The sequence below is a fragment of the Prochlorococcus sp. MIT 1342 genome, from assembly GCF_047304495.1.
Classification (GTDB): domain Bacteria; phylum Cyanobacteriota; class Cyanobacteriia; order PCC-6307; family Cyanobiaceae; genus Prochlorococcus; species Prochlorococcus marinus_D.
On sequence record NZ_CP138957.1, the window covers coordinates 1,221,958 to 1,244,917 of the forward strand.

Below are 22,960 nucleotides of genomic sequence, written 5' to 3' on the forward strand. Positions count from 1 at the left end.
TTGCTATTAAGAAACCTCCGTTAATCAGCCAAAGCCCGCCTTAGAGCAGTTTTTTTTAAGAAGTGTTTAATGCTCAGGCATTTCATCGATATCTCAATAATGCAATTCTCTCAAGGATCAATGTCTAACCTTAAAGAAATGAATGATGAGCCAAGAGAGAAACTATAAGGTAAATAGATTGTTGGCAAATCATGGATCTAATGCCCAAAGCCTCCGTTCAGGTTCAACTGAACGACTTCCCCTCCTGGTCTAGCTTGAACGACACAATTATGGGCGGATCCAGCCAAGCTGCCTGTCGAGTGACCTCCGAGGGCCTGATCCTAGAAGGAGAACTTGTTGAACAGGATGGTGGCTTTGTCAGTTGTCGTTCACCCCTTTTGAACCCTCCTCTTGATCTTTCCAGCTATCGAGCCTTACAGGTGGAGGTGAATGGAGACGGTCGCACCCTAAAACTTGCACTCGGCTCTCGTAGTGGGCTCTTTGGCCTCACTGAGCGTTTTTATGGTGGTTTGCGATGGGTCACTCAGTTGCCGACTAAGACTTCTGGTACTACATCCATTGAGATCCCCTTTAACACACTGAAACCTACGGTGCTTGCCCAGCCTTTGGCTATGCCTCTGCGCTTGATTCGCTTTGATGCATCAAGTATCAACCAAGTGCAATTATTGCATTCTAAATTTGGTCAGCCAGGAGAACTAAACCCAGAATTCCGCCCTGGCCCAATTCGAGTTTTACTGCGCTCGATCAAAGCAATTCACTAATTCATTACAAATTTTTTAGTCTTCAAAATGGCCATATACATTCAGAGGGCTTGGTATTTTTTTACCTAATCAAATTCAGGCCCTAATCAAATGTATTATTGAATCTATTCGGGATAGATCATCAATTCAGCATAGTGATTGACTTCCTTTCAATAGTCAAATCTTGCTTAGAAATAGCCTAAGATTTTTTCACCTCCTAGATTCAGCTGAGAGCCTTGACAGGCAATGAAATCCAACAGACTGCGCAAAATTGGTCGGTCCTCGTGGCCTCAGCGGCTGATGTCTGTTTAAAGCCCTGGCTTCATGCTGTTGTGCTCACAGATGTTGCTGATGTCGATGATCAGAAGCCTGGATCTACGCCCGATCTAATATCGGCTCAATCTGTTGATCTCATTGTTCGTATTGAATGCCGAAACCGAGAAGGTGACCGCCTTCCAGAGCATGATCTTGAACTTGAGATCTATCGCAGCGGCAACGATCTCAATCTGATGTTGACTTGGTGTGAATTGCCTGACCGTCCAATGCTTTGGCAAGGGCAGCATCCCGTGTGGATGGATGGCAACAGTGGCCAACGCTGTCAGCCGCCTGAGGATGGAGCACCATTGGAAGCGTTCGCTCGTAGGTTGAGAGCACTGCTGGTTTTGCCTGAGCAGAGCTAGTTGATCAGAGTTCAGGGCTGGTCGGTGACAGCACCATTGCTGGCGCTACTCACCATTCGGGCGTATTTACCGAGAACTCCTGTTTGATAACGCGGCTGTGGTTTTTTCCATGCGCTGGAGCGACGCTCCAATTCATCCTTCTCGACATTGAGTTGGATCAGCAGTTGATTGGCATCGATGGTGATGCTGTCGCCTTCCTGCACAAGGCCAATCATGCCGCCTACGGCTGCTTCCGGTGCCACATGGCCCACCACCAAACCATAGGTACCTCCGCTGAAGCGTCCATCTGTGATCAAGGCCACCTTGTCGCCAAGGTCTTCACCGACGATGGCAGATGTAGGAGCAAGCATCTCTCGCATTCCAGGCCCGCCAACCGGGCCTTCGTTACGTATGACGACGACATCTCCCGCCTTCACCTTGTTGTTGAGAATGGCAGCAAGGCAGGCCTCCTCGCTTTCAAAAACCCTTGCAGGTCCAGTAAGTACAGGGGTTTTGATCCCGCTTATCTTGGCCACGCATCCTTCGCTGGCCAGATTGCCTTTAAGGATCGCCAGGTGCCCCTTGGAATAGACCGGTTTCGAGAGGGGATGAATGACGTCTTGCTCTGCTGAAGGCTCGGATGGCACATCCTTGAGCAGTTCTCTCAAGGTTTTACCTTCCACATTGCGGCAGTCTCCATGAAGTAAGCCTGCATCAAGCAACTGTTTCATCACTTGGGGAATGCCACCAGCGTTATGCAAATCAACAGTCACGTAACGGCCGCTGGGTTTTAGATCACAAATCACCGGTACACGCTGGCGGATGCGCTCGAAGTCATCGATGCAAAGGTCTACGCCTGCGCTACGGGCAATCGCAAGCAGATGCAGAACTGCATTGGTGGAGCCGCCCACTGCCATGACAACGCTAATCGCGTTTTCAAATGCGTTCTTGGTGAGTAGATCGCGTGGACAGATATTTGCCTTAATGGCATCCACAAGCACTTCAGCACTACGGGCTGCGCTATTTGCTTTTTCCTCATCCTCTGCAGCCATCGTTGAGCTGTAAGGCAAACTCAATCCCAATGTTTCAATCGCGGCTGACATCGTGTTGGCTGTAAACATGCCACCGCAACTTCCTGCTCCTGGGCAAGCGTTCTTCTCGATAGCGGTGAGTTGCTCCTCATTTATCTTGCCACTGGCATGCTGACCAACAGCTTCAAAGGCGCTGACTACAGTGAGGTCGCGGTCAGCCAATTTTCCTGGTTTGATCGTTCCGCCATAGACAAAGACACCTGGGATGTTCATTCGGGCCAGGGCGATCATCGCTCCAGGCATGTTTTTGTCACAGCCACCGATTGCTAGTACGCCGTCCATGCTTTGGGCGTTGCAGGCTGTCTCGATCGAATCAGCAATCACCTCGCGACTTACCAGGGAATATTTCATCCCTTCGGTGCCCATAGAGATGCCATCACTGACGGTGATGGTGCCGAACATCTGGGGCATTGCACCGGCCTGGTGGGCTGCTTCTTCTGAACGTCGCGCCAGGTCATTAAGACCGATGTTGCAAGGAGTGATCGTGCTGTAGCCGTTGGCTATACCGATGATTGGTTTATTGAAGTCTTCGTCGCCAAAGCCCACTGCGCGAAGCATGGCTCGGTTGGGAGAGCGTTGAGTTCCCTTTGTGATGGCGGCGGATCTGAGCATGGTTGCGACTGGGGCACTCAGTCGCCAACTTACCGAGCTCTTAGGTCCGCGCCCCTAGATCTTCAAGCTGTCTGCGCACATCTGCAATGGCGGCATTGAGTTGTTCGACTCGATGTTCCAGGTGCTGGCTGTTGTTCTGGGGATGCGAGATGGCCTCCAGGGCCTCTGATCCGTCCTGCATGCGAGGAGCGTGAAGCATGGCGCGTTGGTGGCGACTGCGTTGCCGACGCTCTGCCTCAGAAAAAAGCCACCAGGCAAGTCCTGCAGCGCCGAGTACGGCTCCGCTGATCAAGGAGGTGAGGCTGCCGGTTGCCGGCTCACGATGCTGGCCCATAGATGCTGGATCAGTTTTGAAAGTCTAGGTCGTACCTGCAGTTCTGGTGTTTAGTCGCAAAACCGGATTACCAATGCCTGGACTGATCTCACCATCTTCTGTGAGGTCGGGGTCAATGCAAGCGGTGTGAATCGTGAGATTGGGCATCATTTCGCCAAGTTGTTTGAGGCCTGGACTTGATGCCAGAACAGTAATCACCCTTAGCCGGCGAGCCTCGATTTCTTGTATCTGCAGAAGCTTCAGGATGCCTAGTAAACGCTCACCACTAGCAATCTGATCCACAAAAACAATCACCCCAGCATTGGTTTCGATGTTATCGGGCACCCCGCCAAGACATAGCTGTGAACTGGGCAATACCCGTCGTGCTCCTTGCCAAAGATCAAGGCCCCCGGGCAACAAGGGAATGCTCAGCAATGGCACATTGGACTCGACCACCGTGCCTTCTGTTTCTGCTTGGGATGTGGTTACCATTTCACGGCGGTGGGGCAACCAATCCCGCAGGGCTTCATAGGTAAGCCAGCGACCAAGTTCCTCCAAGCCTGTGGCATAGAGGGCTGGCGGTGTTGTGGTGTTGCGCAGCAATGTGAGCCAGTGGGCGATCAGTGGATGGGGGGGGACCACTACCCTTAGGGTCATTGGCATGACGCGTGAATTGGCCGGCAATTGCCATAACGTGACTGCTCAAACTACTGGCTCATTGCAATTTTCTAGTTTCATGAATCTCTCTCCCTGTTGGTGGAACCGTTGTCGAGCAGTGTTGCTTAGTGGCCTTGTGATTCTTGTGTTGGGTTTAACAGAGTCACCTGTAATGGCAATCATCCCTCCTGAATTCAGAGGAGGCCAGGCCATTGAAGAGATCTCCGAAGACATGCACGGACGTGACCTCAAGGAGCAAAACTTTCTCAAGGCTGACCTGCGCGGCGTTGATCTCAGTGAGGCCGATCTGCGTGGTGCGGTGTTTAACAGCAGCCAGCTGCAAGAAGCTGATCTGCAAGGAGCTGATTTGGAAAATGTGGTGGCTTTTGCTAGTCGTTTCGATGGAGCCGATCTCAGGGGAGCCAACTTCACCAACGCCATGCTGATGCAGAGTCAATTTAAAGATGCCCTGATTGAAGGAGCTGATTTCAGCAATGCTGTGCTTGATCGTCGCCAGCAGAATGAGCTTTGCGCCAGAGCAGACGGCACCAATGCCGCTAGCGGCTCTCAAACTCTTGACAGCCTTGGCTGTCGTTCTTAATTCCCAACCTGCATAAACCTGCCTTGATTACAAAGCGTCTACCAGTCACTGTTTTGACTGGTTTCCTTGGAGCTGGAAAGACCACCTTGTTACGTCATCTGCTCACTCATGGGGGGCAGCGTTTAGCGGTCATGGTCAATGAATTTGGCACGATTGGTCTTGATGGCGATTTAATCCGTAGCTGTGGCTTTTGTCCGGAGGAGGAATTGGATGGTCGAGTCGTTGAACTCAATAACGGTTGTCTCTGCTGCACGGTGCAGGAAGACTTTTTACCCACCATGGAGACCTTGCTGAAACAGGCGGATAAGTTGGATGGAATTATCGTTGAAACCAGTGGCCTTGCTCTTCCTCGCCCCCTCTTGAAAGCGCTCGACTGGCCTGCCGTACGCACTCGAGTTTATGTGAATGGAGTGGTCACAATGGTGGATGGTGAAGCCCTCGCAGCGGGTAGCCCCGTTGGTGATCCTGCCGGGTTGGAACGGCAGCGACAGGAGGATCCAAGCCTTGATCATCTCAGTGCTGTTGAAGACTTGTTCAGTGATCAGTTGGAAGCTGCTGATTTGGTGTTGATCAGTCGAGCGGATGTTGTCTCCAATGTCGACCTCCGCAAGCTCAGAAGCGAACTTGCTGAACAGGTACGCCTTGGCACGTCAATGATGCCCATCAGTCATGGCCAAGTTGATCCAGCTGTGGTGCTAGGCCTGAGTACGACAGAGAATAGCGACCAACAAAAGAGCTCTCCTAAACAATTTGGCGACGACCTAATCGACGATGCTTCCATTGATGTCGATCATCATGAAGATGATCATCATCATGACCACAACCATGTGGAGATGGTGAGTGGTGCGGTGCGCTTTGAAGGTTCTGTTGATCGGGCTACGGTTGAAGCACTTCTGCCTGAGTTGGCAACACTTCATCAGGTTGTACGCCTAAAAGGTCGCTTATGGCTACCGGGCAAAGCTTTACCCCTTCAGCTACAGATGGTTGGCCCAAGGCTTAGCAGTTGGTTTGAGGCTGCTCCAGAGAACGCCTGGCATCCTGAGGAGGCGGGCGTTGATCTGGTGGTGCTTAGTTTTGAAAAGCAAGCAGCTGAAGCGATTCGCTTTGGTCTTGAAAGCTCTTTAATGTCAGATATTGTCTAAGGGAAGTCAACTGATTAAGCAGCTCAAGAGCTTAGCGGGTGGTTATGGTTTGGCTTCTCTATCTTTCGTCTCTTGCATCGTGCCATTCATCCAGTAGTCGATTTGATTGCGGTTGTTGGCTATGTAATTATTAACGGCTTCCTCTGTTGAGGTGTTCTGAGCATCCAATAGCATTGTATCCAGCTGACCATCGGACAGCTTGAAGCGGGTGAAAAAGGCGACCACTTTGGGATGGTCTTTGTCCAGCCCTAGGCGTGCAATGGCATGGATGCCTTCTTGGCCACCAAAGACACTCTTGGGATCCTTCAAAAAGCGAAGTTTATAGCGGGCAAACATCCAGTGAGGGGTCCAACCAGTTACCACGACCCATCGATCGTCATTGATAGCCCGATCGAGAACGGCTGTCATTGCGGCACCACTCGCTGAAATCAGTTTCAGATCCGATAGGTCATAAGCAGTTAGCGCTTGCTCAGATGCCTGCATCAGCCCTGATCCCGGGTCTATCCCTTGAACTGTGTTGTTGAAGTCGTTAGCAATTTTCGGGTCGCTCAGATCGCTAATGGAGCCAATCCGTTGTTTTGGCACATAGTCAGGGACTACCCAGCCAATGCGACCTGAGTACATCGTGCCAAGATCTATAACTCGATCGCTTACTTTTTGCCAGTATTTATCGTGTGTTTTTGGCAGCCATGCCATTAACATCAGATCGAGCTTCCCACGAGCAACAGAGTCGTACTGAATACCGATATCTGCCATAACTCGTTCGACAGGCTGCTCATAGTGGCTTTCGATTAGTTTTTCAGCCATCAGGCTTACTACGTCAGCATCAGCCCAGGCAGTCCAGCCGATGCGCAATTGATCTGGTTTGGCATTCGAACATCCCGACAACCCAGTCATCAGCACTCCAGCGATAACAAGGCTTAGATTTCGCAACTTGTTAGACATTTTCATGAGGAAGTCCAGAGGTTAATAAAGGCTTTAAAGCGCTGCGGCAATGACTTTCTCGAAAAGTTTGAGGCAGCCAGGCTTTGTGTGAGTCGGTCCAGGATTACAGCCAGAATTACCACGGCAAGCCCCCCCTCGAAGCCAAGACCTACATCAAGTTGTTGGATGCCTCTGAGCACCACATCACCTAGGCCGCCACCACCAATCATTGATGCGATCACAACCATCGATAGCGCGAGCATGATGGTTTGATTAACACCAGCCATCAAGGTTGGTAAGGCGTTTGGAAGTTGCACTTTCCAGAGCAATTGTCGTTCTGAGCAACCGAAGGCGCGCCCGGCTTCGATTAGATCAACAGGGACTTGTCGTATGCCCAGGTACGTCAGGCGTACTACGGGTGGCATCGAGAAGATCAGCGTTGCGATAGTGGATGGGACAAGCCCTGTGCCAAAAAACATCACTGCCGGGATGAGATAAACGAATGCCGGCATGGTTTGCATCAGATCCAATACTGGGCGGGTAATCGCCCAGATGTGTTGGCGACGGGCAGAAAAAATGCCGATCGGGATGCCAATGATTAGTGCCAGTAATGAGGCTGCAATAACTAGGGCCAGGGTTGAGATCATTGGCGGCCAAAGCCCCATGAACAAAACGAGGTTCAGACCAAGAAGGCTGAGAATGGCGAAGCTAAAACTCACTCGCCAAGCTGCGAGTATGGCGATCAGGGGAGCTAGCAGCCAGGGCGCTGGTACGGAGAGGATCTGTTCGATGGCTCCGGCTAACCCATTAATTGCAGAATCAATTACTAGGAAAATTGGTTGCGCATGATTGAGCAACCAGTCCACGAATCTGCTCATGCCCTCGCCTACAGGGCCGGTACTGACGGTTGCAAAAACTTGGTCGTTCACATCCATCATCTCAGGATCATCGAGCGCAAAAGTCGACGTGGACTAATCACGCCAATGAGGCGCTGATCTGATCCAATCACTGGAACTGGATACGGGGCGTTGGCAACAGATTTCATGGCATCGCGAATGGTGGTCTCGGCGATGAGAGCTGGACCAGTTTCAGCTGGAATGATTTTGCCGTTCTTTTGAAGCACACCTTTGAAGATATTTCGATCGTCCACGATGCACGTCGGTGCTTCTATTGCTGTAACTCCTTCTATCTGCAGCTGCCGCAAATCTGATTGATTGATTAGGCGAGCGGGTGATTCGGCAACGGTATCAACAGTGATCACAGAGGCAGCATCAACATCTTGGAAGAAATGACGAACTTGCTCATTGGCGGGTTTGCAGAGCAGCTCACGTGGCGTTCCACATTGCAGAACTTTGCCTTCTTTCATTAGAGCGATGCGATCACCAAGCCTTACAGCTTCGTCTAGATCATGGGAAATAAAGACGATCGTGCGGGGACTCTCTGCCTGAAGTTCCAGCAGTTGTTCTTGCATCTCGCGCCGAATCAGAGGATCAAGAGCAGAGAAGGCCTCATCCATGAGCAGGATTGGAGGATCAAGTGCCAGGGCTCTGGCCAGGCCAACTCTCTGTTGCATGCCGCCAGAGAGCTGTTTAGGCAGCCTGTCGAGATCCTTACCAAGACCAACACGCTCAAGTGCTTCCCTGGCCTTTTCCAGCCTTTTTTGTCGCGGAACTCCCGCAACCTCAAGGCCGAAGGCCGCATTCTCAAGTGCGGTTCGCTGGGGGAAGAGCGCAAAAGATTGGAAAACCATGGCCATTTTGTTGCTGCGAAGCTTTTGCAGTTCAGCAGCTGCCAACTGAGTGATCGGCTTGCCGTCAACGGAAACCTCACCACCAGTTGGGAGGATTAGGCCATTGATCATGCGTAGCAGCGTGGACTTTCCTGAACCCGAAAGGCCCATCACCACAAAAATCTCGCCACTAGAGATCGCCAGCGTTACATCGCGTACGGCAGCCTTAAGACCGGTTTGATTATGAAGTTGCTCCGCATCCATGCTTTGACAGTGATCGTCAAGCGCACGTTCAGGATGCTCACCAAACACCTTCCAGACTTGGTCGATGCTGATCCGGGGCGTCATGTCTGACATCGACTGTATTTACAGACTATGACTGCTTGCAGGCCGTACCAAGGCACCTATGAAGTCAAATGAATTGTCTATCTTGAATCATCGGCTGAAAGCACTTATTGCCAAAGGGATTTGATGATTTTTTAGGCGTTAAGGGAACTGATGTGATGTCATTAGATTTTGATTAACAGACATCCATAGAATCATTCGCTATGATTGCGAATGGGAATTGCATAAGCTGTAACGCAGCCCTGCTCAGACCAATGCCTTTCTAGCTGATTCGGGCCTTTCCCGACCTCAAAGATATGGCGCATCAAAAAAAATCTTCGGGAAGTTTGAATCTGCATGACTTTGACTCAACATTCGCAAAAACCCTGCCAAGACGATCTGCAAAACTTTGGTGATAAACCGGAACAAGTACGTGATACAGACCATTATCAGCAGGAATATGTTGAGGATTTCACAGACAGATGGGATCGTCTGATTGATTGGAAAGCGAGGTCCGAAGCTGAAGGCGATTTTTATATTCGAATCCTTCGTGAACATGGCGCACGTTCCGTGCTCGACGTTGCTACCGGAACGGGATTTCATTCGGTTAGTTTGTTGAAGGAAGGGTTTGACGTCATCAGTGCAGACGGAAGCCCTAATATGTTGGCGAGGGCCTTTCAGAATGCTCGTGATCATGGTCAGTTATTACGCACTGCTCAGGCTGATTGGCGCTTTCTAAATAGAGATATTCATGGCGAATTTGATGCTGTGATCTGTCTGGGCAATTCCTTTACCCACCTATTTCGAGAGCATGATCGACGCAAGGCTCTAGCTGAATATTACGCGGTACTTAAGCATAATGGAATCCTGATTCTTGACCACCGAAACTATGACCGACTTCTCGATCAAGGTGTAGCGATACGTTCTGGGAAGGGAAATGTTTATTGCGGGAAGGATGTCAATGTCAGCCCTGAGCATGTTGATGAAGGGTTAGCGCGTTTTCAATATTCCTTCAGTGATGGCAGCACTTATCACTTGAATATGTTCCCCCTAAGGCAAAGCTACGTAAACCGACTTATGACCGAAGTTGGATTCCAGAAGATTACATCTTTTGGAGATTATTTACCTGGCCATCAAGACCCAGATTTTTATGTACATGTCGCTGAGAAGGAATACAAAGCAGACATTAAACAAAACTGATAAGTGATGTTAAAGACTTCAGTAAAATACAATCCTAATCAATCATGAATTCATCATCATCAACTGTTGCTGCTACTTATTACGACAGCAGCGATGCAGATCGGTTTTATGCCGAGATTTGGGGAGGTGAAGACATCCATATCGGCCTATACGAGACTGCCGACCAAGCCATCGCTTCCGCGAGCGAGAGAACCGTGCAAGCACTTATGGAGCTTGCAACTCAACCTCCAGCTAAAGGTTGCGTCGTTGACCTTGGCTCTGGGTATGGCGGAGCGGCACGACGTATCGCCAAGCAATGGCAGGTCAATGTGCATGCTGTCAATATCTCTGCCGTTGAGAATATGCGCCATCGAGATCTCAACAATGCTGCTGGATTGGCCAAGCTCATCGAAGTACATGATGCATCATTCGAAGAAGTGCCATTGCCCGATGGCATAGCAGATGTGGTTTGGAGTCAAGATGCCATACTTCATTCCGGCAATCGCCTCCAGGTAATGAATGAAGTGTCAAGGCTTCTTAAGCCGGGGGGTGTATTTGTCTTAACAGATCCAATGGCATGCGACGGCATCGAAGCCAACGTCCTTCAACCGATTCTTGATCGTATCCACCTATCAGATTTGGCATCTCCTGATCGTTACCGAATCTGGGCAGAGGCTTCAGGGATGACTAGAGATGTATGGCAAGAACGCACAGAAATGCTTGTGAGGCATTACACGCGGGTTCGAGAGGAACTACGTCGACGTCATCAAGAACTTGCGTGTGTAATTAGTACGGATTATTTGAGTCGCATGGATGCAGGCCTTGGTCATTGGATTGAAGGTGGGAGTCAGGGAAGACTTTGCTGGGGCCTAATGCGTTTTACAAAGCACTAACTTATGACTTAACACCAATTCTTCCTTTGTTTTATAGTGAATCATATCAAGAATCTATCTTGGTGATTAATCGACAGGCAAGCCGATCCTCCTCAACTGGCATTAATTCCATCATTGATTTTCCAGAAGTATCCCTTTAAATTGTCCAGATAGTTAAAAATATGTGAATTCAGTTTTCTAGTCGGATCAGATCATTATGGGAAGGTCGAAGCGGTCCAGGCGATGAAGCAAGCAGATCTTTTTAAGTAGCAACCTCTTTTTGAGTACCAATCTCGATTGTCGAGCTCGGAGAGTGATGTTAAATGGTTGTTGATCGTCTATGGATCCTTCTCTAGGTCTAGCGATGCATTGGAAGAACTAGATTTTCCTGAATGGGACGACGAGTAATGCCATCCTCTCCACACCCTATCGAGTTGGCCATTGTGCTTGTCAATGGTTTGATAGTGCCCATACAACGCTTCTCGAGGGTTATCAAGCCCTTGCTAATCATCCTTCGTCCAACTTGGTTAGGCTTACAACCTCTGCTCTTGATTCTGCACCTACTCCTGGTGTATTCGATGGCTCTGGTTATAGCCCTGGCCGAATGGCTGCTTGGATTTTCATTCACAGTCGATAGCAGTAATGGTCAAAGCGTTGATTCGACAGCCAAGCAGACAGATAATTCACAATCAATGGTGCTTGGCATTCATCCATCAGAGTTAAAGACAGAAGATGCATCTCAACACGAGATCGATCGGGCTAACTATCCTGATGGAAATGAATTCACATCAAATTCTTTTCAGCCAGAAAGAAAACCCTTCTTCTTAAACCTAGAAATCAAGAGAAGAGAACACACGGTAATGATTATCAGAAGTTAATTATCACCAGCCGTCAAGCATGGAATCTCCTCTACGCAAGAGTGAATAGAGAAATATAACCCCTTAACTAAGAAAAGAAAGTCTCTAAAGCCAGCTTCAGCTCTAGAAAGAAACGAAACTCCAGGCTTCAAACACTTAAAAGATTAAAACTTTTAAAAGATTAAGACCAGGGCTGTCGCAAAAACCTGGCCTGGACTTTAATCGAGCCAGTATCTTGCTGCTCTTTAGTAAAACATCTAGGACATGAGTATTCTATTATTGATTAAATCTTATTCCAAAAGCCAACAGATCCCCTCTTACTCATTGATCGTTTCAAACACTATCCAACTTCGACCTTCGGGCCAAGTTTGAGTGCGTATTCTGATGATTCTCAATTACTCCTGAAGAATTAGCTTTATATTATTTCTTCAGGTCAGGGCCATGAATCCTAGATATATTGAGTTGACACCAATATGCATACGAACTAGAAGCTAACAATGGAACTTTCAATTAAACAGAGTGGTGTCCTTAATGGAATGCTCACTGGCACAGCAATTTCGATAGGGATCATTATTTTCGGAATTTTGCTAAATCCGTTTAATTTCCATTCCAATCTTACACTCTTAGAAAAAAGTTCTGTTCTGTTTAAATCACTAATCATTCTTGCTCTCTGCCTTACTTTTTCGATTGGCCGTCTTGCAAAGCATCGCTTCTTTAGCCCAGACGAGCTTGATGGAAAAGGTCTTAGAACAGATTCTGATCGAGCCATCCTCCTCCAGTCTCTTCTTCAAAATACCCTTGAGCAGTCTGTCCTAGCAGCATTCGTTTATGGCACTTGGACATTCGTTATGCCCTCAGCATGGTTGTCTGTCGTACCGCTAGCAGCATTGTCTTTTGCACTAGGGAGAGTTCTCTTCTTTGCAGGCTATCGGCGTGGTGCGGTAGGACGAGCGCTTGGTTTCACGATGGCTTTCTATCCTTCGGTTTTGATGTTGATCTGCACTGTCTGTTTTTTGCCCCTCTCTGCCGTTACTGATGGTTGCTAAGGTGAAACTGTCACTACTTTCAGCCTCGGTAAAATGAACTAGTGTGATTCCGATATGATGCTCTTGATTCTTTAGCCGATAAAGATACGTAGCACTTTTATCATTTCTGCTTCTGCATAGAGTTACTACATGTAAGGATCTTCTTAAGTTGAATTTCGCCATCTCGTCATTAGAGGAAAGTGAAGCTTTTGACTCAACCCTTAACTCTGGGTTCAAAGTTAAAACTCTTAGTCATTAGAATTGATTGATCTAGCCGACTCCCGGCAGCATCAAAACCTTTCAAAATCAGATCAGCTGATCAATCCCTAGTTGAGTTGGCTTTTTACTCAGTATTGTTAAAGGAGAAGAGAAACTAATGAACAACCAACTTCTGCGATTGTCACGTTTTGGACTTCGGGCATTAGCCATCACAGCAAGCACGCTTGCGCTTATCGACCTGATTAAACAACAATGGATCCCCGCGACCGCTTGCTCCGTTGCATGGGCTTTGATTGCCTGGGTGGAGCGGGATTTCATCAAAAGATTTTCAGATTCTGCAGAGTTATGAGCATCACGAGAACTCCCAGCAATAATGTTTTTGGATTTACGACCATTCAGGAATGATGCGCACCATCTTGATCAGTGGTGCCAGTCGAGGTATCGGCCGAGCAATTGCCGAACGAATGTTGGCTGATGGCCATCGTCTTAGCCTTGGCCTACGGGACCCTAAATGCCTAATTGGCAGCTCACTTGACCCGGCAATCGCTGGTTCTGAACAAGTGTTCCTACATCCCTATGAAGCTCAGGACGTTAACGCTGCCGAAAGCTGGGTATCGGCAAGCTTGGCTCATTTCAATGGCTTCGATAGTTTAATTCACTGTGCAGGCATATTTCATCGCACGCCCATACGGTTTAATGATAACCAGCAGCATGAGATTGATCAGCTCTGGCAGGTGAATGTCATGGGCCCATGGATGCTCAGCCGCGCTGCTTGGTCTCAGCTTGAATGTCATGCTGAGGCGCGCATCATTGTGTTGGTGTCAATGAGTGGCAAGCGCTCCAAGGGCCGCTTGGCTGGCTACACCGTTAGTAAGTTTGCTCTGATGGGCCTTTGTCAGACCATGCGTAACGAAGGATGGGAGCAAGGCATCCGCGTGACAGCGATTTGTCCAGGTTGGGTCAATACCGATATGGCTGCCAGGGTCAAGTCTTTGCCCAAAGAGGCGATGACTCAGCCTGATGACATCGCCTCTTTGAGCTCAAATTTGCTACAGCTACCGAACAGTTGTGTACCGTTTGAACTGAGCATGAACTGCACACATGAGATCTAAACCCTTAGTAGAGTTGATGAGACTTTGTTATTGGTAAAGAAATGACGAGCAAAACTTTCCAAACCTCTTCAATAATATGGATTCTTTGCGATAAGAATCGTAGACATAAGGATAAGAACAGGAATATACTCTCACTAATTGGCAACAATTAAAGATAACAAAGTGGGCGAACAAGACAATCTTTACTTGAGTTTGACTTTTTATTATTGATACTAGTCTGCTTCTATTTAAAAATCACTCATACTGAAGAAGTTCAGGCTGTCGCGGTCTAGATATGGCGGTGAGCGAAAGATCAATGCGACTAACAAACTTTCCTTCATTGGAGATGTCTAGACAGGAGGTTCATGAGGGTGAGGCTTTTGCAGAAGCCCAGACAAATGAAAGCTTGCGTAGAAGTCCTCGTTTTGATTTAAAAAAATTGAACATCAGGCTGATCACCATTCAGAAAGCGACGTAGATTCACTCCGGCTTCCATTGATGCAGCATGAAGCTCAGCTCGCTGCATTGCATCAAGACCATCCCAGAACGCGTTGAACAATTCAATAGAGGCAACACCCATGCCGACCATCCCCATGATTGAGAGTGGGAGGCTCAACCAAGGGAAAACAAGTAGCAATACACCCAACAAGACACTGACTGCGGCACCCTGTTTAACGGATTCCCAGACAGTTGTACTTATCATTTGGATTTGTACGGTGCGGCTGATCGCACCCCGCTTGCGCAATGCTTCGGTTCTTAATCCGCTCAGAAGAGTTTGGTAGATGGCATAGACGGCCATCCCGCCGAGCGTTGACTCGGCAACGATTTCGCCACCATTGATGGCTCCTCCATTGAGGTTGATATCAATCGATGTAAGGCCTGCAATCGCCGCGATCTCTAGTCCTGCTCGTGGGATGCGGAAGGGATCTCGTTCGCGGGTCATGGCCGTAGCAATAAGGTAGTTATGCTCATCATCAGTGTAGGTAACTGATGATGCACCCAATCATCATTGGGATTGATTCATCCTGCTCAATATTGTTGTGTAATTGCATTATCTTTAGCATTGAATTCAATAAAATTCCCTGAAGCTGGCTGGGGTGAAGACTGAGGACGATCGTTCAAGACTATTGGCAATTGGCTGGCAATAGTTGCCCTGCATAGAATAGATTCTCTTTTCAATTCTAGATCATTAGAAAAAAAAACATTGCGAATGATGCTCATATTTACTAGCTAGCACTGGATCATTTAGCAAGCATGCAGTGAAATTCTTGACAATCCCTATCCTGATCATGCAATGTACTGTTTCGGCTCAGGCATTATAGAACTTTAGCAAGACTCTTCATTTCGAGTCAGGCTATCAATGAAAAAGAACAACAAATCACTAGCAATGTATTAACATAATACATGATATTACTCATTTTAGTATAATCAGCAATCGTATTATTAAAAAGACAAAACCTCAACTCTATAGACTTATTCGGTCTTCATTCAACCCTAAATGTTACCCCCATAACCGCGGTGATGTCTTTTTTGATTGTGCTGGTATCGTATGATCCATAACTACTCATTTGTGTAGAGTTAGGCACTGTGATCTGGAATGTGCCGGTATCGGCGTTGGTAATTGCGCCAATACTCGAGCCTGCTTCCTGGGCAATAGCCTTTGCACGTTTCCGTGCATCACGAGTAGCTTTTGCGAGCATGTCAACTCGCTTGGCTGCAAGTTTTGTAAAAGTGTAGGAGGGGCGATTAATTGAAAGAGGTACCCCTTCACCAATTAGGGCACTGATCTTTCCTGAAATCATGTGGATTTTTTTAACATCCCAACTTCCGATCAGAACAGCTTGAGTTGTCGTCCAAGTTGTTGACAGAAGTTCTCCCGTTTTTGGATTGCGAACTTGATCTTTATTAGACCTAACAGTTCCTAATTCTATCTCATCAGGCTTGACCCCATTAGCTTTTAGAAAGACAATCGTTTTTTCTAACGATGGTTTTAGCAGCTGATAGGAAGTCTGCTGGTTGTAACTAGTTTGTTTAACATTTACAGACCAATCGACATAGTCGCTCGTAATCCGCTCCGTACTGGCTCCGGTGACAGTAATTGTGTCATTACTACTGCGAATTCCCTTCACTAAGATTGAAGATGCCGCGACGATGCCGCACACGAAAACAGCCGTTGCAAACACCAGTGGTGGAGTGCGTCGCAGCAGCTGCCAAGTATTATCAGTACACTTGCTTAGCAAGCTTCGACTTTGCGGTGAGGTCATGACTGGCTGACTCTATTGAGGAATCCTAGTAATTTTCGTGCCAATGGCTAGTCAATTTTCTGTTAAATTAACCTTGTTAGACTTGCACGAGAATGTTGATAGTCACAATAATCGGATTCGCTTGTTGATATTTTTCTTTCTGTAATCACATCCACTCCAACGCCCCTCTTCTTTCTTTTGAAATTTGATGCATGAAAAGCGACCGTTAGATCTTTCATTCCATTTTATGTGTGCACAGTTCAGTAATCATTTTTATTGGTTTGTTCAATTTATTTATACGTTACTATGCTTATGACTCTTGATATTTAGACTTTTGGCAATCCCAAAACTTGAAAATAAATACGTAGCTCAGGGGAATAGTGAATACTGATCAGGATGATCGATACATTCGGCACGTTCGCTTGGTGCCTTGATTACAGCTTCTTCCCCAAGCAGATGCGAAGTTAGCCATGGACGGCGTCCAATCCCCTGGGTCCGGAAACCAAGGGGATTTTTTATTGTGATTCTCAGTTTTTCTCGTCTCATTTAGGAGAGGTGCTGATTAGGACTGAGCTGAATGCCGGCCCGCTGAGGGAGGCCAGCAGAGCCTGCTGCCTTGCTGACGATTTCAAGTATTTCTACTGTTGAATCTTGTCACTAATTCTTTGGTTGAAATATGCCCAGTTCTCATTCCCTCTGATTAGCTCCCTTTTAAGGACCAACGCTCATTCGATCAAGAAATCAATAGCGAAACTTGCTGTAAGTTCTGCAAGGATACTTACCCCAATTCATCCATACCCGTAAAGATTTGTTGCGACCACATCCCGATAAAAGTCATGAATGGTCACTTCGGTAACGACAGCTTTAGAGAGAATTCAGACCGAATCTAGATTTCCAGAACAGCTTCACAGTTGTAATCCAGAGCGAAGAGGCGCCATCCATGCAGGATTTTGTATCCGCATGAACAACCAACCCTGCCGCGCAGAGTGCATAATTGATTTGTAGCGATAGCTACCAAAACGTTCACCCTGATCATTGCAGGGCGCAGTTCGAGCCAAGCCATGGAACGGGGACTTGGACGTCATTTCGGACTCTGAATCATGACCACGCTTCTTTATCGCGGCCAGCAGTATGCCCAGCACAAAGAAGTTGCACCTAAGCAACTCGTAGAACTGACATACCGCCGCACTGTCTACGCAAACAACAAGCTGAAAGCAGCCCAGACCCATCCTGTGCTCACCTATCGCGGACAGGAGTACCAGAAGTAATTCATTTGGCAATCACTTCTGAAAAACCCTTTGACCTCGCCCCGCTCGTCGGGGCTTTTTTGTGGTCTGAGCTTGTCTAGCGCCTCTCAACTGTTTGCAGCTTTATTGCAAAGCTTTTTCGCGATCATCAAGTCATCTTGTTTCTACTTCTCAGTACGGGACTTGTGGATGCCAGGATTGCTTGACTTGGTTTTCCACCAAGTCACTGCGAGTGTCATCAGAACCTGCTATCTCGAGGGGGTGTTCCAACGAAGCCATGAGTCGTCAACTCGCCGCAGGTCTAACCGTCATATTCCTGCTAGCACTACTGGCCACTAACCCCTCATTGAGCGGTATCCCCATCTATGGAGATACGTCTCTGCTTGAGTTCTGGGTGAAGAACATCGCTTTGGCGATGCCCCCAGCATTCACCCTTGGCATGTGCACAGTTCTTCTCTACAAAGGCTTCCGCTACCCTAGAGGAACAGTTTTTACCATCCTTGGTCTGCTTCAACTTGTATTTGTTGGATGGCTTATTTGGCTAACGTTTCAAGCAGGAGTTGTCTGGGTGTCTTTACCAATCCTTCTTTTGGCTGCCTTTATGGGGCCAAAGTCAGCTAGAGCAACTTGGAAATGGCTCGGCGTTGATCGCTATTACAGAATCAAAGCGGAACCAGATGCCGATTGATTGAGCTTCTTTTTTATCTTGTATATGGGCAAGCCTCCCCAATTATCACTGGGACCATGCCCAGAGCTGGCCGCCCTCACATATCCCAGTAAGCGAGGTTGGTTTCTCCTCCTGCAAACCAGATGATTCGAGATAAAGCAATGAGTATTACTTACGAGAGCGCAAGGCTATTGAGCGCGTTTTGATTTGAATTGAGCAAGGTATGCAGGCCTCCAGACCGACAGCTGGGGGCTCTTTTTTGACTAACCACTACAGCTGGTAGCTAACAGACCGCTTTGTGGGCTATGAAGGGTAATGACTAAGGTCTTGTCAAAATGCTGTTTGGCTTTACTAAAAAGCAGCTCTTGGGCTGGTGGCTTTTAACAACTGGAGCCAAGGTCACCTTAGGAATTTGGCTATTTGGTCGAATGGGCTGGGATTTGCCCTGGTAAAAGACCATAGATAGGCCTACCAAGGCTTTTCAGATCTGTTGATTCAACAAGATAGTCCTGAGCTGTATGCATTTAGATTTGCATGTCAACTCTCTGTATAGTTAATTAATTTCCAGAATCTTTTTTTTCATTCACATCGACTGAATAAACAAGAATGACGTCATTAGTTTGTCGCTTAAACTAAAGTGCTGTTTCCGCTTTTCATCAAGCATTTCCCCTTAGTTACTTCTCAGTTTTGATAAGATCAACAAGGAAGATGCGATGCTGAATTTCCTTTCTTGTTTTAGGCAAATACTTCCACTTGAAATAATCATAAGGGGTGGCTTAGGCATCATGCCTTAGCTATTTACCTCAACAATGTCATAGTATTCTCTTTCATCCTCATCGCAACAGCTGAGATCAGCATAATATCTTTCCAAGACAGTATGGGCCTCGTCATAGCTGGAAAAATACCTACCAGCGATCTCATCTGATTGGCCGTCACTTCGTATTATTTGAAAAGTGTTGGCCAGCTTGTTGTTGTTACCCATCTCGGCCACAAGTGCTCGACATTCAGCATCAGCTCCCTTTTTTGCTGCCCACTCTGCAATTGCGCTTTTTTTCTCGTGAAGTTGCAACAATTGCATTGCGATGCCACGTAGGGTGTCAAGATCCTGACACTCCTGGATTGTTCGACGCAATTTCTCGGTCTGAAACTGCATCACAGTGCTTGGCTCAATGGGCTTCTCGACTGACAATGCGGGACACCCTGCGCAAAGGAACCTCAGCCATTGTGGCACCTGCTTGTACTTGCATTCATAGAAACATCGGCATATAGGCAAGCTCGTAAAAAATCGGCTTTGATTATTACCAACAAAGAATTTACGAGCAAATACACCTAATATTAGAAAATTATATTTTGGTTTTGCAAATAAAAGCAATCAGCAAACATGGATTAGTAAGTCTTATTAAGGCAATCTCAGTTCTTCGCCTTAACTTCGTTATGCAGGCTTTCAAAGGGAAGACCTGCAGTATTTGAGTTGGTATTCAACTGCGCATTGACTTCTGTAAAAGCTGATGTGGCAACAGTTGTTACAAAGCCAATCGCAATGCTGAGTGTGATGATCTTTTCGATCTCTAATTCGAATTTATTTGTTGTCATGGGTTTGACCAAATGATGATCATTACTTCATTGATACAATGATTATCCATGGCTTTTATCAGTTAGTTAGTGACTGTGCTCATGGCGACCTGTGATTTTGATTACAGCCTTAACTGGTCATTCCAGCTTTCACCGCAAATGCCTATGGAACTGATTTCCGCGATTACTCCTTGAGATGATTTGATAGAAGGACTTTTTAGGGAAACAATTTTGTTGATCCTTACTTGGATCTTGATTGTCTTTGCTGCAGGAGCAGCACTCGGCTTATTACTGCTGCTTTTCAGTCTTGTACGTGTGTTCCAAAATGCTCCTACCTTAAATTCCAAGCAGTTTCAGCCTGGGCAGCTACCTACTAACAAGGGGGAAACCCTCAAGAGAACGGAGCTCACAGTGGTTGTTCCTGCTTATAACGAGGCCACCAACATCAAGGTGTGCCTGAGCAGCATTTTGGCCAGTGATCCACCCTGCAATAACTGGAGAGTGTTGTTGGTTGATGACGGGAGTACTGATGAAACCGTTCAAGTTGCAAGCGCTGTCGCCTCAGTATTAAAGCTCGAGGAAGGTCGCTTTACAATTTTGAACGCCGGACCAAGACCCTTGGCGCAGCGTTGGGTAGGCAAGAACTGGGCCTGCTCACGTGCAATGGAACTTGTAAGTAGCACCTGGGTGCTGTTTGTAGATGCAGATGTGGAGCTTCACCCAGCAACCCTCAAGCGTGCACTGAATCAGGCAATTGAGGAAGAAGCAGATCTGCTGAGCCTGGTACCACGTATTAACTGCAGCTGCTCTGCTGAATGGATGGTGCAACCGATCATGGCCTGTCTTTTGGCTATAGGTTTTCCGATTAAAGCCGCCAATGATCCAACTGAATCAACAGCATTTGCCGCTGGACCATTTATGTTATTTCGCCGATCAACGTATGAGGAGATTGGTGGTCATCGTGCACTGGCTGAGGTGGTGATAGAGGATCTGGCTCTAGCTCGTAGAGTGAAAAGCGGGGGCTTTCGACTGCGTTATCTGCTTGGGTTAGATGCATTGCAATTGCGGATGTACGACAATTTTCCTGCGCTTTGGGAAGGCTGGAGCAAGAATTGGTTTCTTGGCCTAGATAGCAGTATCGTTAAAGCAATCGGAGCCTCAGCACTAGTTTTCTTGATGTTCACAGGCCCCTGGCTAGTCTTGTTGCTGATCATAGTTTGCCTGCTCTGGATCCCTTTTTATGGGGCACTATTAATTGCCTTTACTTTTTCAGTAATTGGTGTATTACTTCAGTTCATTCTACGTCTTTGGACACGTCAAAAATTCGAGGTGCCATTAACGAATTGGTGGTTGATGAGTGCAGGTGGCATCCTTATTGGCTTGCTTGGACCAACTTCAGTTTGGAGAACACTGACTGGACGCGATTGGACCTGGAAAGGCCGTTCCTTGGCTTAAGAAGTGTTAGCTAGCCATTAGTTAGGCAAGTCGCATCAACTATTAATTATTACTAGAATTAAATTCATTCATCTTCCAGCAGAACACTCAATAGGCTCATATTTCTATCATTCATTATCTTTGACAATTCCAAGCACTAATGATATTGACAGGCATGTCATTCAAGCATCTCCAGCCCTAATCCTGAGAATCATTACTGTAGATACTTTCATTTCAATATATCGTTCATTTGACTAGCTTGTCCTATTGGGCTTTCGTCTTTTTTGCTTTGTCTTTATAAACTCAATCTTCTTTACTTCAGCCTGCATGGCTTCTTTCCCAACGGCCGTAGAACATAGAAAACCGGTTAGCTGTAATGCCATGGGCAATCACACTCAAAACAATGGTGACCGTTGTGGTGGTAAGGATCGCTTGTGCGCTTGGAAGCGCCGCGTCTACCACCATCACAACAAACACAATGCTGGCTAAACCTCTTGGCCCAAACCAACCAACGAAGAGTTTCGTCCAGTGATCAAGTCCAAGGCCGCTGGTTACTAAGGCAACGGGAAGAACGCGCACTAGTGTCAGGCTTAAAGCCCCATAGACCACACTTGCGACTGTGATGTGGCTCCAGGCATCGGGCACCATGGCACTGCCAAATAAAACCCAGGTCAGTAGGGCCAACATGTCCCCCATTGCCACGGAAGCGACCATCTCACCGTCCTTGAGTTCTTTGCGACTGCAGATCCCATAAAAAAGACCAGCGATGAAACAGGAAATGAATCCGCTCCCATGAAGGGTTTGGGCGAGGGTGTAGGCACTCAGGGCCAGGGCCACTGTGATCAAAGGCCTCCAATCCTCAGCAATCCATTTGCGTTGTTCTGCCTGATCCCTTAACCAACTACCCAATAATCCAACAAAGGCTCCTATCACGAGGCCGAGACCTATTTCACTGACAAGCAGCTGGGCGAAGCTCTGCAATGCATCCTTCGGTCCATTGATCTGGTCAAGATGACCAGTTGATATACCAAGAAAGCACAACAACATAGGAACACAAATTCCGTCATTGAGGCCACTTTCAACATTGAGGTCTTCGCGGATAGCTTCTGGTACTTCGAGGTTGGTGGTCACCGCTTCGCCAAGTGCCACATCTGTTGGAGCGAGCACCACAGCAAGTAGGGCTGCTTCAATCAGGCTTAGTTCAGGCAATATCAATCGGGCCACCACGAAACCCATCAGAATGCTGAGTGGCAGTCCGAGCAGCAGCAGGCGCATTGGCAGGCGGGCACTGTTGCGGAGCACTGTCCAGTCCAATGCTGCTGCATCGGTAAACAACACGAAACCCAATGTGATCTCTGCCAGACGCCTTAGCAGTGCTGAATCCAATGAGATGTTGAGCCAGCCCAGGTTGGCAGGGCCAAGAACTAAGCCCAGCGCAACAAAGACCAGTGGTCCAGAGACTGCTGTCCTGGACAATCGTCTTGAAAGCAGGCAATAGGCGAAGATCACTAAACTGATCACTGCCAGATCAAGGTCGCTGTGGAGCACGGCTAGTGGTGAGTTTGAGTCCCCTTGATGCTGCCCATAATTCGGGTGTAGATCTCGAAATCCACCATCCATGTTCAGATCTTGTTGATGGAATTTCTGTGAAACCGATTCAGGCCCCTTGAGCGGTTTGCCTCGATGCTTTGCTACTGAGCTGCAAAAGAGGTGCTCTGTTTCAACCAATCATTCAATAGGCCTTGATGAGGGCGCTATTGCG

General features: G+C 47.5%; 25 protein-coding genes. 13 read left to right on the forward strand and 12 right to left on the reverse strand.

All coding sequences use genetic code 11. The annotated features are described in order from the left end of the window. The first annotated feature begins 191 nt into the window (after positions 1–191). Together SIB79_RS06360 and SIB79_RS06365 are read left to right on the forward strand one after the other, a co-directional pair. On the forward strand, positions 192–761 hold the full coding sequence (locus SIB79_RS06360) for a CIA30 family protein (protein WP_063403868.1): 570 nt from the start codon (positions 192–194) through the stop codon (positions 759–761). A gap of 263 nt (positions 762–1,024) precedes the next feature. Beyond that, the gene (locus tag SIB79_RS06365; RefSeq protein ID WP_413681164.1) at positions 1,025–1,420 is read left to right on the forward strand and encodes a hypothetical protein; all 396 of its coding nucleotides are present in this window, start codon (positions 1,025–1,027) and stop codon (positions 1,418–1,420) included. An 11-nt stretch (positions 1,421–1,431) separates the two neighbouring features. Here SIB79_RS06365 and ilvD read toward each other — a convergent pair whose 3' ends face one another. Genes ilvD through SIB79_RS06380 form a run of 3 tightly spaced genes read right to left on the reverse strand, consistent with a single transcriptional unit; the run spans position 1,432 to position 4,078 of the window. Then, the gene (gene ilvD, locus SIB79_RS06370; protein WP_063403867.1) at positions 1,432–3,102 is read right to left on the reverse strand and encodes a dihydroxy-acid dehydratase; all 1,671 of its coding nucleotides are present in this window, start codon (positions 3,100–3,102) and stop codon (positions 1,432–1,434) included. Between the two features lie 40 nt (positions 3,103–3,142). Beyond that, complete coding sequence (locus SIB79_RS06375) at positions 3,143–3,436, reverse strand: hypothetical protein (protein WP_011129938.1); 294 nt, start codon at positions 3,434–3,436, stop codon at positions 3,143–3,145. Positions 3,437–3,460: 24 nt separating this feature from the next. Further along, entirely contained in the window at positions 3,461–4,078 is a 618-nt protein-coding gene (locus SIB79_RS06380; protein ID WP_063403866.1) for a uracil phosphoribosyltransferase, read from the reverse strand. Between SIB79_RS06380 and SIB79_RS06385 the strand changes: the two genes are divergently transcribed. Further along, positions 4,077–4,673 carry a pentapeptide repeat-containing protein gene (locus SIB79_RS06385; protein WP_063403865.1) on the forward strand — a complete coding sequence of 199 codons (597 nt, stop codon included), beginning with the start codon at positions 4,077–4,079 and terminating at the stop codon, positions 4,671–4,673. The genes SIB79_RS06380 and SIB79_RS06385 overlap by 2 nt on opposite strands. Positions 4,674–4,699: 26 nt before the next feature. Further along, positions 4,700–5,815 carry a GTP-binding protein gene (locus tag SIB79_RS06390; protein ID WP_063404107.1) on the forward strand — a complete coding sequence of 372 codons (1,116 nt, stop codon included), beginning with the start codon at positions 4,700–4,702 and terminating at the stop codon, positions 5,813–5,815. Between the two features lie 42 nt (positions 5,816–5,857). Here SIB79_RS06390 and SIB79_RS06395 read toward each other — a convergent pair whose 3' ends face one another. From SIB79_RS06395 to SIB79_RS06405, 3 genes are read right to left on the reverse strand one after another with little or no spacing between them, the layout of a single operon-like run. Further along, positions 5,858–6,712, reverse strand: coding sequence for a glycine betaine ABC transporter substrate-binding protein (locus tag SIB79_RS06395; protein ID WP_236072654.1), 855 nt, complete (start codon positions 6,710–6,712; stop codon positions 5,858–5,860). 50 nt (positions 6,713–6,762) lie between these two features. Then, complete coding sequence (locus tag SIB79_RS06400) at positions 6,763–7,677, reverse strand: ABC transporter permease (protein WP_011129933.1); 915 nt, start codon at positions 7,675–7,677, stop codon at positions 6,763–6,765. After that, entirely contained in the window at positions 7,674–8,825 is a 1,152-nt protein-coding gene (locus SIB79_RS06405) for a quaternary amine ABC transporter ATP-binding protein (protein ID WP_081215670.1), read from the reverse strand. The genes SIB79_RS06400 and SIB79_RS06405 overlap by 4 nt, the downstream gene beginning before the upstream one ends. A gap of 324 nt (positions 8,826–9,149) precedes the next feature. Between SIB79_RS06405 and SIB79_RS06410 the strand changes: the two genes are divergently transcribed. The 6 genes from SIB79_RS06410 to SIB79_RS06435 all read left to right on the forward strand — a co-directional run bounded on the left by SIB79_RS06410 (position 9,150) and on the right by SIB79_RS06435 (position 14,056). Next, the gene (locus SIB79_RS06410) at positions 9,150–9,992 is read left to right on the forward strand and encodes a class I SAM-dependent methyltransferase (protein ID WP_063397790.1); all 843 of its coding nucleotides are present in this window, start codon (positions 9,150–9,152) and stop codon (positions 9,990–9,992) included. Positions 9,993–10,036: 44 nt separating this feature from the next. Beyond that, complete coding sequence (locus SIB79_RS06415) at positions 10,037–10,864, forward strand: methyltransferase domain-containing protein (protein WP_063403863.1); 828 nt, start codon at positions 10,037–10,039, stop codon at positions 10,862–10,864. Between the two features lie 422 nt (positions 10,865–11,286). Then, positions 11,287–11,721, forward strand: a complete 435-nt coding sequence (locus SIB79_RS06420) for a hypothetical protein (protein WP_236072683.1) — start codon at positions 11,287–11,289, stop codon at positions 11,719–11,721. 476 nt (positions 11,722–12,197) lie between these two features. After that, complete coding sequence (locus SIB79_RS06425; protein WP_063403861.1) at positions 12,198–12,746, forward strand: MAPEG family protein; 549 nt, start codon at positions 12,198–12,200, stop codon at positions 12,744–12,746. 355 nt (positions 12,747–13,101) lie between these two features. Then, positions 13,102–13,293: a hypothetical protein gene (locus tag SIB79_RS06430; protein ID WP_063403860.1), complete on the forward strand. Its 192-nt coding sequence runs from the start codon at positions 13,102–13,104 to the stop codon at positions 13,291–13,293. A 52-nt stretch (positions 13,294–13,345) separates the two neighbouring features. Next, on the forward strand, positions 13,346–14,056 hold the full coding sequence (locus tag SIB79_RS06435) for an SDR family NAD(P)-dependent oxidoreductase (protein ID WP_063403859.1): 711 nt from the start codon (positions 13,346–13,348) through the stop codon (positions 14,054–14,056). 409 nt (positions 14,057–14,465) lie between these two features. On the opposite strand, the gene SIB79_RS06440 is transcribed toward SIB79_RS06435, so the two are convergent. The 3 genes from SIB79_RS06440 to SIB79_RS06450 all read right to left on the reverse strand — a co-directional run bounded on the left by SIB79_RS06440 (position 14,466) and on the right by SIB79_RS06450 (position 17,363). Continuing rightward, positions 14,466–14,978, reverse strand: a complete 513-nt coding sequence (locus tag SIB79_RS06440; RefSeq protein WP_011129926.1) for a hypothetical protein — start codon at positions 14,976–14,978, stop codon at positions 14,466–14,468. A 541-nt stretch (positions 14,979–15,519) separates the two neighbouring features. Beyond that, on the reverse strand, positions 15,520–16,299 hold the full coding sequence (locus SIB79_RS06445; RefSeq protein WP_063403858.1) for an SIMPL domain-containing protein: 780 nt from the start codon (positions 16,297–16,299) through the stop codon (positions 15,520–15,522). Positions 16,300–17,183: 884 nt separating this feature from the next. Continuing rightward, the gene (locus tag SIB79_RS06450) at positions 17,184–17,363 is read right to left on the reverse strand and encodes a hypothetical protein (protein WP_155724657.1); all 180 of its coding nucleotides are present in this window, start codon (positions 17,361–17,363) and stop codon (positions 17,184–17,186) included. Between the two features lie 15 nt (positions 17,364–17,378). On the opposite strand from SIB79_RS06450, the gene SIB79_RS06455 reads away from it, so the two are divergent. Both SIB79_RS06455 and SIB79_RS06460 read left to right on the forward strand, forming a co-directional pair. Then, the gene (locus SIB79_RS06455) at positions 17,379–17,546 is read left to right on the forward strand and encodes a DUF4278 domain-containing protein (protein ID WP_071818067.1); all 168 of its coding nucleotides are present in this window, start codon (positions 17,379–17,381) and stop codon (positions 17,544–17,546) included. Between the two features lie 256 nt (positions 17,547–17,802). Continuing rightward, positions 17,803–18,213 carry a hypothetical protein gene (locus SIB79_RS06460; protein ID WP_231901338.1) on the forward strand — a complete coding sequence of 137 codons (411 nt, stop codon included), beginning with the start codon at positions 17,803–17,805 and terminating at the stop codon, positions 18,211–18,213. A 769-nt stretch (positions 18,214–18,982) separates the two neighbouring features. Here SIB79_RS06460 and SIB79_RS06465 read toward each other — a convergent pair. Further along, entirely contained in the window at positions 18,983–19,270 is a 288-nt protein-coding gene (locus SIB79_RS06465; RefSeq protein ID WP_236072653.1) for a hypothetical protein, read from the reverse strand. 332 nt (positions 19,271–19,602) lie between these two features. Further along, the gene (locus SIB79_RS06470) at positions 19,603–19,785 is read right to left on the reverse strand and encodes a hypothetical protein (RefSeq protein WP_063403857.1); all 183 of its coding nucleotides are present in this window, start codon (positions 19,783–19,785) and stop codon (positions 19,603–19,605) included. A gap of 210 nt (positions 19,786–19,995) precedes the next feature. Here SIB79_RS06470 and SIB79_RS06475 point away from each other — a divergent pair, with 210 nt between their 5' ends. Beyond that, the gene (locus SIB79_RS06475; protein ID WP_063403856.1) at positions 19,996–21,219 is read left to right on the forward strand and encodes a glycosyltransferase; all 1,224 of its coding nucleotides are present in this window, start codon (positions 19,996–19,998) and stop codon (positions 21,217–21,219) included. Between the two features lie 297 nt (positions 21,220–21,516). On the opposite strand, the gene SIB79_RS06480 is transcribed toward SIB79_RS06475, so the two are convergent. Then, positions 21,517–22,926 (reverse strand): cation:proton antiporter, encoded by a 1,410-nt coding sequence (locus tag SIB79_RS06480; RefSeq protein ID WP_236072652.1) that lies wholly within the window; start codon positions 22,924–22,926, stop codon positions 21,517–21,519. Positions 22,927–22,960 lie beyond the last annotated feature (34 nt).